This is a genomic window from uncultured Sphingomonas sp., from assembly GCF_964237335.1.
Lineage (GTDB): Bacteria > Pseudomonadota > Alphaproteobacteria > Sphingomonadales > Sphingomonadaceae > Sphingomonas.
Genome location: NZ_CAXSHM010000060.1, coordinates 1 through 9,775, shown reverse-complemented (window position 1 = coordinate 9,775; position 9,775 = coordinate 1). Strand labels below are relative to the sequence as shown.

Sequence of the window (9,775 nt, the reverse complement as noted above, 5' to 3'; positions counted from 1 at the left end):
CGGCGGGCAATTTCCTCGCTTATGTCGACGAGCACCGGTTCGACGGGACGAGCTTCTACCGCGCCGCGCCCGGCAAGACCGACCCGCACCGCGGTTTCGTCCAGGGCGGCATCGACGTCGACGTGACGCGCGCCCGCTTCCCGATCGCGCACGAGCCGACGACCTTGACCGGCATCCACCATCTCGACGGCACGATCTCGATGGCGCGCAACGACCCGGGCACGGCGGCGGGCAATTTCACCATCATGGTCGGCGACCAGCGGTTCATGGACGCGCGGCCCGGATTTCCCGGCTACGCCGCGTTCGGCCATGTCGTGGACGGCATGACGGTGGTCCGCCGGATGCTGGCCCTGCCGACCTATCCCGGCGGCCGCAGCGCGGCGATGCTGAACCAGACGCTGCGTCAGCCGGTTCGGATCATCCACGTCAGTCGTGTCCGTTAGGTTGATTCAGCGTCGCTGAACCAATGGCGGAGCCGGCCCGCTCCCGCCAACCATTGTGCCCGGAGCGGCATGCTCGCCGGCCCGTTGCTCGACACGGCGCCCTATCCGATCAACGCGGCCCGCTACCTGTTCGAGGCCGAGCCGACCGAGATCGTGTCCGCGGTCATGACGCGGCATCGGGCATCCGGCTTCCGGGTCCGGGGCGGACGTCGACGACACTGTTGCGGTGAGGCCAGCCTAAGTGTTCGGTAGATCGCTCGAGCAGCAGCGCGTAATCGGCGATCCGAAGAGCCACGAGACGTTCAGGGCGCCCGACCAGTTCGGCGGCGAGATGAAGTATTCTCCGACTGCGTCCTGTGCGGCACCGAACCGGAGCCCGATGGCGAGGAAGGATTGGCGGACCCGCGCGGTATCATGCGGATCATCCGCGCGTTGGAGAGCAGTCGCACGCAGGTGCTGCCGCCGTTCTACCGCATGCGCCGGATTGATCCCGACGCGCAGGAGCAGTCGTTGCGTGGCATCAGTTAGCCCAAACCGGTCCATGCCTCCGATCCAGCCCGCAACCTGGATTAACCCCTGACACAACACTTGTTAGCTTGCGTACCGATCGCGCCAGGTGCATTCGTCAAAATGGATGACGCCGGACCCGCGAGGGCGTAGCGGCGGCTCATGGTCTTCTCCTGCAAGGCGGCGGCGATGCGCGATATCTGGTCAACGAACCCGCGGTACTGGCGCGCGGCGACCGCGATGACGGCGCTGTTGCTCGCGTCCGGCTGTTCCAAGGGCGTCCTAGACCCCGCCGGGCCGATCGCGGCCAGCGAGAAACTGATCCTGTTCAACGCGTTGGCCATCATGCTGGCGATCGTCGTCCCGACCATCATCCTGACGCTGGTTTTCGCCTGGTGGTTCCGCGCTGGTAACACCCGGGCGATCTACCGGCCCGAGTTCGCCTATTCCGGCCGGATCGAGATGCTCGTCTGGTCGATCCCGATCCTGACGATCATCTTCCTGGGCGGCGTGACGTGGATCGGCAGTCACGAGCTCGATCCCTTCAAGCCGCTGCCCGCCACCGCGGCCGGCAAGCCGATGGAGGTCGAGGTCGTCTCGCTCGACTGGAAATGGCTGTTCATCTATCCCGAACAGGGCGTCGCCAGCGTCAATCGCCTGGTGGTGCCCGCCGGGCGGCCGGTCCACTTCTCGCTGACCTCGGCAAGCGTCATGAACAGCTTCTTCGTGCCGCAGCTGGGCAGCCAGATCTACACCATGAACGGCATGGTGACGCAGCTCAGCCTCCAGGCCGACAAGCCCGGGAGCTATTTCGGCCAGAGCACGCATTTTAGCGGCGATGGATTTTCCGACATGAACTTCCGCGCGGACGCGGTGTCGCCGGCTCAGTTTGCCAGCTGGGTCGCGGGGGCGCGTGGTTCGGGACCGTCGCTCGATGGCCCCGGCTATGCCGCACTTTCGAAGCAAAGCACCAAGGTCACACCTTTTACTTATCGTGCGGTCGCACCAACGTTGTTCCAGGCGATCGCGACACAGCGGGTCGCCCCGTCGGCGGGCCCGCAGGAGGGCCGTGGCGGCCCGACCGTATCTCCCGGAGAAAATAGCTGATGCTCGGCAAGCTTAACTGGTCCGCGATCCCGCTGTCGCAGCCGATCCCGATCATCGCGAGCCTCGTGGTCGCGCTTGGCATCACGAGCGTACTCGTGTGGATCTGGCTGAAGGGGTATTTCCCGTACCTCTGGAATGAATGGATCACGAGCGTCGATCACAAGCGGATCGGCGTGATGTATTGTTTCCTCGCGCTCGTCATGCTGATCCGCGGCTTCTCCGACGCGATCCTCATGCGGACGCAGCAGGCGCTGGCGTTCCACGGGCCTGGCTACCTGCCGCCCGAACATTACGACCAGGTCTTCTCCGCGCATGGGACGATCATGATCTTCTTCGGCGCGATGCCGTTCATGATCGGCCTGATGAACTTCGTCGTGCCGCTGCAGCTCGGCGTACGCGACGTCGCCTTCCCGACGTTCAACTCCGTCAGCTTCTGGCTGACGGCGGCTGGCGCGCTGCTCGTCAACGTATCGCTCTTCGTCGGCGAGTTCGCGCGCACCGGCTGGTTGCCTTACCCGCCGCTGTCGGAGCTTGCCTATTCGCCGGGCGTCGGCGTCGACTATTATCTCTGGGCGATCCAGATCGCCGGCATCGGCACGTTGATGAGCGGGGTGAACCTAGTCACCACCATCCTCAAGGTGCGTGCGCCCGGGATGAGCTATTTCCGCATGCCAATGTTCTGCTGGACGTCGCTCGGCGCCAACCTGCTGATCGTCGCCGCCTTCCCGATCCTGACGGCGACGCTCGCGATGCTGACGCTCGACCGGTATCTAGGCTTTCACTTCTTCACGAACGATGGTGGCGGCAACGTCATGATGTTCATGAACCTGATCTGGGCATGGGGCCATCCGGAGGTCTATATCCTGATCCTGCCGGCGTTCGGCATCTTCTCCGAGGTGATCTCGACCTTCTCGCAGAAGCCGCTGTTCGGCTATCGCTCGATGGTCGGCGCGACGTTGTTCATCGTGATCGTCGCGTTCACCGTCTGGCTGCACCATTTCTTCACCATGGGTGCGGGCGCGGACGTCAACGCGATCTTCGGCATCGCCACCTCGATCATCGCCGTGGGCACAGGCGTGAAGGTCTTCAACTGGATCTTCACCATGTATGGCGGGCGCATCCGCTACGACACACCGATGCTGTGGTCGGTCGGCTTCATCGTCACCTTCGTAGTGGGCGGGATGACGGGCGTGCTGCTGGCGGTGCCGCCGGCGGACTTCGTGCTGCACAACTCGATGTTCCTCGTCGCCCACTTCCACAACGTCATCATCGGCGGCGTCCTGTTCGGCGCGTTCGCGGGGATGACCTACTGGTTCCCCAAGGCGTTTGGCTTCAGGCTGCACGAGGGGCTGGGCAAGGCGGCGTTCTGGTTCGCCTTCGTCGGCTTCTGGGTGACGTTCATCCCCTTCTATGCGGCCGGCCTGCTCGGCATGACGCGGCGGATGCAGCATTACGACAATCCGCAATGGTATCCCTGGATGATCGTCGCCGGCATCGGCACCGCGATCATCTCCGTCGGCGTCGTCTGCCAGATCCTCCAGGTCGTCGTGTCGATCCGCAACCGAGAGGCCCTGCGCGACGAGACGGGCGATCCCTGGAACGGCCGCAGCCTGGAGTGGATCACCTCCTCGCCGCCGCCGACGTTCAACTTCGCCGTCTATCCCGACGTCCATGGCGAGGAGGCGTATTGGTCGATCAAGCAGGGCGCGCTCGAGGCGCAGTCGCTGCCGCAGCTGCCCGATTATGAGCCGATCGAGATGCCGCTCAACACGCCGACCGGGATCATCACCGCCTTCTTCGCGTCGTTCACCGGCTTTGCGCTGATCTGGCACATCTGGTGGATGGTGATCATCAGCATGATCGGCGCCTATGCCACGTTCGTGTGGTTCGCGTGGCGCGACGAGCATGAGTATGAGATCCCGGTCGAGGAGCTCGCCAGGATCGATGGCGAGCGCCGTGCCCGCCGTCGTGCGTGGATCGAAGCGGGTGTGCAGGCATGAGCGCGGCCGCCGCGAGGATGCCGCACGATCCCAACATGCTCGGGCGTCAGCGCGTCGTCCGCGGTGGCGGGCACGGCGACGGGCATGATAGCGGACACGGCCATCACGAGGCGACGGGTCACGGCGAAGGGGGCCCCGCGTCGAAGCGGGTGACGGTCGCGTACGGCTTCTGGATCTTCCTGCTGTCCGACATCATCATGTTCTCGGGCTTCTTCGCGGCCTATGCCGTGCTGGCGAAGGCGAGCGCGGGCGGGCCAACGGGGGCGCAGCTGTTCGAGCCGCTGCGGGTCGCCGAGGAGACCGGGCTGCTGCTGGTCTCGAGCTTCACCTGCGGGCTCGCCGGTGTCGCGACGCAGGCGAAGAACCGGTTCTGGACGCAGATGGCGCTGCTCGCCACCGGGCTGCTCGGTTTCGCCTTCATGGTGCTGGAGATCCAGGAGTTCGTCGGGCTGATCGCACGTGGCGCGGGCCCGAACCGGAGCGCGTTCCTGTCCTCCTTCTTCGCGGTCGTCGGTTGCCACGGGCTCCATGTCACGGCCGGGTTGCTGTGGCTGGGCACGATGATGGCGCAGTTGCAGGTCAAGGGTTTCCGCGACGACATCTGCCGGCGCCTGCTGTGCTTCAACCTGTTCTGGCACGCGCTCGACATCATCTGGGTCGGGCTGTTCACGGTCGTCTATCTGATGGGAATGGGCGCATGAGCGATACCAAATACGCCGCCGAGTTCGGCGATGCCGCCCCCGGCGAGGAGAGCGCGGGCGGCAGCGGGATCGCCAAGGGCGTCACCGGCTATTTGATCGGCCTGGCGCTCGCCGTGGCGCTGACGGCGGCGTCGTTCTGGAGTGCGTCCACGCACCTGATCTACGGCCCCGCCGTCCCGTTCGCGCTGGCGACGTTCGCGATCGCGCAGATGGGCGTACATCTGGTGTTCTTCCTCCACATCACGACCGGGCCGGACAATACCAACAACGTCCTGGCGCTCGCGTTCGGGGTGCTGATCGTGTTCCTGGTCGTGGCGGGATCGTTGTGGATCATGTCGCACCTCAACGACACGATGATGCCGATGAACGAGATGATGGCGAGACAGAGGTAAGGCGCAGGCGCGGCAACGCCCGCGCCGATGCGCAACGCGCAGCGCCTTACCCGGCCGGCGGGTCGGCGGCGACGCCGACGAACCCGTTCGACGTCACGCGGCGGCTTTGCTGTCGCGCGTGGCAATAAGGAGTTCTTACTTGCCGGACTGGCGAATGCGCAGATACACGACGAGGTGCGTGCCGTATTCGGGCACACGCAGCGCCGGTCGATAGCCGCGCTTCAACGCCGCCGTCACCACCGCCAGGCTCGCCTGGTTCCACGGCGTCAGCGGCTCCTCCAGCATCACGACGGCGGGTGGGCGACCGGCCATGATCCGCCGCACCTCCGCCGCCTCGTCGATCCCGGTCGCGCCCTGTTCGGCGGCGTAGGCGAGCGTCGAGGGAAAGGCGTAGCGGGTCGGCGTGCAGGCTTGGGCGAGCAGATAGGTGATCGAGTCGCCCGCAAAGACATAGGGACACTCGCCCGGCGGGGTATGCGCCGCGACGAACGCCGCCGCCGCCCGTGCGCCGCTCGCATCGTCCGGGCGGGTCGCAAGCTTGACGACGAACACCGCCAGTCCCGCCATTAGCGACAACCAGAGCGCCCGAGGGTGCCGCGTGAAGGTCCGCGACGCCAGGATCGCGAGCGGCGCGACAAGCGGGAGCGCGTAATGATCGAAGAAGCTGCCGATCATCGCGAACCCGATCAGCGCCGCGACCAGCCAGCCGACCGCGATCCGCAGCGCCGGCGACCCTCCCGCCCGGATCGTCGCGATCGTGCACAGCCACAGCGGCGCAAGCTGCGCGGTCGTGCCCAGCAGCCGCATCGCGATCTTGCCCGCCGGGAAGCCATGCTTCAGCAGCACCGACCCGAAATCGGCGGACCGGAACATCGCGAACTCGGCGGCCGGGCGGGTCGCGTACAAGGCGACGACGATCAGGGTCGGCAACGCGCCGAGCAGCATCCACGCCGCTCCCGCGCCGATCACGGCGGGCAGGCGCGCGCCGGCGCGGCGCAGGTGGTGGAGGTGGACGAGGCCGAAGAACGCGCCCTCCACGACCGGCGTGTACTTGGTCTGGATCGCGAGTCCTGCCAGCAAACAGGCGGCGGCCCCGCTCCGCCCGATCCCGCGCCGGTCGCCCGCCGCCGCACGCTCGGGCAGGTGCAACGTCAGCAGCGCCGCGCCGGTGACGAACAGATTGTAGAACACCGGCGTCTCGCCGCCGCGTCCGCTCAGCAACGGCAGCCAGATCAGATAGGCGGCGGCGGCGGCGAGCGCAGCGCCGCGTGACGCCCCCACCCGCACCGCCGCCCGGTCGACAAGCGCGGCGGTCGCGGCGGCGAACAGCGTCGCGACGATCTGATAGGCGAGGATGCCGTCACCCGGCAGCGCCCGGATCGCGGCATAGATCGCAAACAGCCCGGGCGGCTTCCTGTCCCACAGGTCGATGTCGGGCCAGGCGCCGTGCCACATCCGGTCGCCGACGAGCAGATACCATTGCTCGTCGACATGGACGACCGGATTGCCGAAGTCCCACGCGCGCAACGCGACCGCCAGCGCGAGCAGCGCGGCAAGCCGACCGACAGCCGAGTGCGGCAGCGGGAAGCGGGTCGGCCAGCGCAATCGGGAAGCAGCACTGACGATCGCAGGTGCTTTCAAAGGGATCATGGCAGGCGGCGTCTCGTCCGCTCGGCCGATGGTGCGGGTGGTCGGGGTCGAACCGACACTCCTTGCGGAACCGGATTTTGAGTCCGGCGCGTCTACCAATTCCACCACACCCGCGTGGCGGCCACCCGATGGCATATCGGGTAGCCGTTCGTCCAGCCGCTAGCGGAAAACCTCGCCCAGATCATGCGGCCGCTTGGGGTCTTCGCCGAAGCGATTGGGTCCGCGCGTGCCATCCATGCAGAACCACACGAACACCAGGATGGCGCAGATCAGGCCGATGACGAAGAAGAGGCCGCCCACGCCCATCAACCCGATCCCACCTTGCTGAAACGGCCGTCCCGATCGGAACGACGAGAGCGCACCGACGATGATCAGGGCGAAACCGATCGCGTAGGGCACCACCGGCAGCAACAGCCACCAGCCCCGCCGATCGGTGTCATGCAAGCGGCGCACCTGAACGGCGAGGTTCGGCAGGAAGATCGCGAGCGAGAAAATGCTCGTCAGCACGCCACTCCGGAACTGGCTGAACGCGGCGGGCCCGGTCGGCATCGGCGTCGCGCCGAACTGCCCCGGCGTTACCGTCCTAGGCGCGGGGCTCAATCCCAGCAGGCCGTCGATGAGCGACAGCACCACCGATACGATGATGATGAACAGCACCCACATCCAGAACTCCTTCCGCCGCGATCGGCCCGAGAACTGCGCGTAGCGCTTCAGCGGCAAGATCATCCATTCCATGCCCGTCTCTCCCTGTTGAACCTCAATTGCGCGGCGCCTGCCTCCGGTAGCTCAGCGCCTCCGCGACATGGATCCGCCCCACGCCCTCCGCCCCCGCCAGGTCGGCGATCGTGCGCGCGACCCGCAGCACGCGTGTGTAGCCGCGCGCGGTCAGCCGCATCTGCTCGGCCGCCTGCGCCAGCAGGCGCCGGCCCGGCTCGTCCGGCATCGCATGCGCGTCGAGCACGGGTCCGTCGGCTTCCGCGTTGGTCCGCGCGGCCACATCGGCATAGCGCGCCGCCTGCACCTGACGCGCCGCCGCGACCCGCCCGGCGACCTCCGCCGATCCTTCGGCGGGCGGCGGCAGGACGAGGTCGGCGGCGCTGACCAGCTGCACCTCGACGTGCAGGTCGATGCGGTCGAGCAGCGGCCCCGACACCTTCGCCTGGTAATCGGCGGCGCAGCGCGGCGCGCGGGCGCAGGCGAGCGCCGCGTCACCCAGATGCCCGCACCGGCACGGGTTCATCGCCGCGACGAGTTGCACCCGCGCCGGGAAGGTAACGTGCGCGTTGGCGCGCGCGACGCTGACGGTGCCCGCCTCCAGCGGCTGGCGCAGCGAATCGAGCACCGCGCGGCCGAACTCGGGCAGTTCGTCGAGGAACAGCACGCCCAGATGCGCGAGGGAGACCTCGCCCGGCTTCACCTTCAGCCCGCCGCCGGTCAGCGCCGCCATCGACGCCGAATGGTGCGGGCTGCGGAACGGCCGGTTGCGCGTCAGCCGGCCGCCGGCGAGCGTGCCCGCGACCGATTGCACCATGCTCGTCTCCAGCGCCTCGGCGGCGTCGAGCGGCGGCAGAATGCCGGGAAGGCAGCTCGCCATCAGCGACTTGCCCGATCCCGGCGGGCCGACCATCAGCAGGTTAGATAAGGCTACACAAGCAGGTCGCTGACGCGTCTTATCATTCTCACGCCTCCAATGCGCATGCCGCAGCGCCACGGCATTGGCAGCTAGCGACCAGGTTGACCCCCTGGTCACGCAGCCAAACGCATCACAGGCCGCGGGCATGGCTAATCAGCTCCTGATCTGGTCGAGCCGCTTCAGGAACGACGAGAACTCCTGAAGCGTCCGCAGATCCTCGTCCACGAGCCCGTCCGGATCGAAGTGCATCACCAGGTTCCTGATGCCCCGCACTTTCTCGAGCTGCCGGCAAAAAGCCTTCCGATCGGCCTTCAATTCCAATCGCGCCCAGTTGGAACCATCCTGAAGAAGGAAGACGTATTCACCGAAGGTGAGATCCGCGACCGTCGAGACGTCGTGCGTGCTGCCCGGAGCCCGGACGGCACGTAGTTCATCACTCGAGTAGCGCTGACCAATGATGTTGCGGACATGCGTCTCGATCTCGCTCAGCAGCAGGAAGGGCTCGGACAAAGCTCTGAACTGCAAGCTCAGATCGGCCGCCGTCACAATTCCGGCGATGCGCTGCTCACGGTCTCGCACGAGCACAAAATCCCTCTCGACGATGGCGCGGATCGCGTCGAAGATGGAGGCCGTCTCGTCAAGGATTGTCGCCTCGACCATGAAGTCGCGAGCGCACGCTCCGGGCTTGCCGAGCACGAAGCGCGCGGCGATCTCGGGCCACGTCACCACGCCCTTCACCGTCCGCTCCCCGACCATTACGGGAAGCTGGGAGAAGTCGTTGAGCATCATGGTCGTCACGACTTCGCTGACGCTGGCGTCCGGGCCTATGTAGACGACCTTCTTGTTCGCCGCCTGGAAGCGGCTAAGCCGGTATCCGGCGTCGCGATGCGCCCACCCGACCTCGTGGGTAGTCGGAGCATTCGCCGACTGGGGCGGAACCGCTCCCGGCATTGGCGCGGCAGTCCCCTCCGCCATGGCCGAAGCCCGGTGAAAGCCGACCGATCCGTCGAGCCACGGCTCCTCGAAGTCCGGCAGCGTCTCCAACGATAGCTCCTCGAGCTGCTCGCGGATGTGCGCCACGATCGAGACGCCCCGGCGCTTCGCGTCGAACCAGGACAGAAACTCACGCACGGTTACCGGGTTGACGGAGCGGCCTGCCGCCAATGCGTCCGCCACGGTCTTCAGCTCCTTCGGCGGCATGCGCTTCCCCATCCGTCTCGCGAACTCGCACCATCTTAGACCACACGGACCCGGGGGCAACGGCCGAGCGAACGCCTCCGCAGCATTCGGTGTGAAGGGCGGTGACAAACCCGGCCACAGGAACGCCGGCGCAGTGCTGGCG

General features: G+C 66.8%; 9 protein-coding genes, 1 tRNA gene and 1 pseudogene. 6 read left to right on the top strand and 5 right to left on the bottom strand.

Annotated elements, in window-relative coordinates:
- The 6 genes from ACFE65_RS16740 to cyoD form a co-directional block, all read left to right on the top strand.
- A partial coding sequence (locus ACFE65_RS16740) for a peptidylprolyl isomerase (protein ID WP_375383497.1) occupies window positions 1-443 on the top strand: 443 nt, incomplete at its 5' end.
- Between the two features lie 15 nt (window positions 444-458).
- On the top strand, window positions 459-695 hold the full coding sequence (locus ACFE65_RS16735) for a hypothetical protein (RefSeq protein WP_375383498.1): 237 nt from the start codon (window positions 459-461) through the stop codon (window positions 693-695).
- 417 nt (window positions 696-1,112) lie between these two features.
- Window positions 1,113-2,057 carry a ubiquinol oxidase subunit II gene (cyoA, locus tag ACFE65_RS16730; RefSeq protein WP_375383496.1) on the top strand — a complete coding sequence of 315 codons (945 nt, stop codon included), beginning with the start codon at window positions 1,113-1,115 and terminating at the stop codon, window positions 2,055-2,057.
- Window positions 2,057-4,057, top strand: coding sequence for a cytochrome o ubiquinol oxidase subunit I (cyoB, locus tag ACFE65_RS16725; protein ID WP_375383495.1), 2,001 nt, complete (start codon window positions 2,057-2,059; stop codon window positions 4,055-4,057). Before cyoA ends, cyoB begins: the two co-directional genes overlap by 1 nt.
- Window positions 4,054-4,758, top strand: a complete 705-nt coding sequence (locus ACFE65_RS16720) for a cytochrome (ubi)quinol oxidase subunit III (RefSeq protein ID WP_375383494.1) — start codon at window positions 4,054-4,056, stop codon at window positions 4,756-4,758. Before cyoB ends, ACFE65_RS16720 begins: the two co-directional genes overlap by 4 nt.
- Window positions 4,755-5,150, top strand: coding sequence for a cytochrome o ubiquinol oxidase subunit IV (gene cyoD / locus ACFE65_RS16715; protein WP_375383493.1), 396 nt, complete (start codon window positions 4,755-4,757; stop codon window positions 5,148-5,150). Before ACFE65_RS16720 ends, cyoD begins: the two co-directional genes overlap by 4 nt.
- A gap of 135 nt (window positions 5,151-5,285) precedes the next feature.
- Here cyoD and ACFE65_RS16710 read toward each other — a convergent pair whose 3' ends face one another.
- From ACFE65_RS16710 to ACFE65_RS16690, 5 genes and pseudogenes are all read right to left on the bottom strand, one after another.
- Window positions 5,286-6,755, bottom strand: a complete 1,470-nt coding sequence (locus ACFE65_RS16710) for a hypothetical protein (protein WP_375383492.1) — start codon at window positions 6,753-6,755, stop codon at window positions 5,286-5,288.
- A gap of 74 nt (window positions 6,756-6,829) precedes the next feature.
- Window positions 6,830-6,914 (bottom strand) — tRNA-Leu (locus ACFE65_RS16705).
- Between the two features lie 45 nt (window positions 6,915-6,959).
- Window positions 6,960-7,535, bottom strand: a complete 576-nt coding sequence (locus ACFE65_RS16700; RefSeq protein ID WP_375383491.1) for a DUF805 domain-containing protein — start codon at window positions 7,533-7,535, stop codon at window positions 6,960-6,962.
- A 22-nt stretch (window positions 7,536-7,557) separates the two neighbouring features.
- A pseudogene (locus ACFE65_RS16695) lies at window positions 7,558-8,439 on the bottom strand (YifB family Mg chelatase-like AAA ATPase); the annotation flags it as partial.
- A gap of 147 nt (window positions 8,440-8,586) precedes the next feature.
- The gene (locus tag ACFE65_RS16690; protein ID WP_375383490.1) at window positions 8,587-9,633 is read right to left on the bottom strand and encodes a CBS domain-containing protein; all 1,047 of its coding nucleotides are present in this window, start codon (window positions 9,631-9,633) and stop codon (window positions 8,587-8,589) included.
- Window positions 9,634-9,775 lie beyond the last annotated feature (142 nt).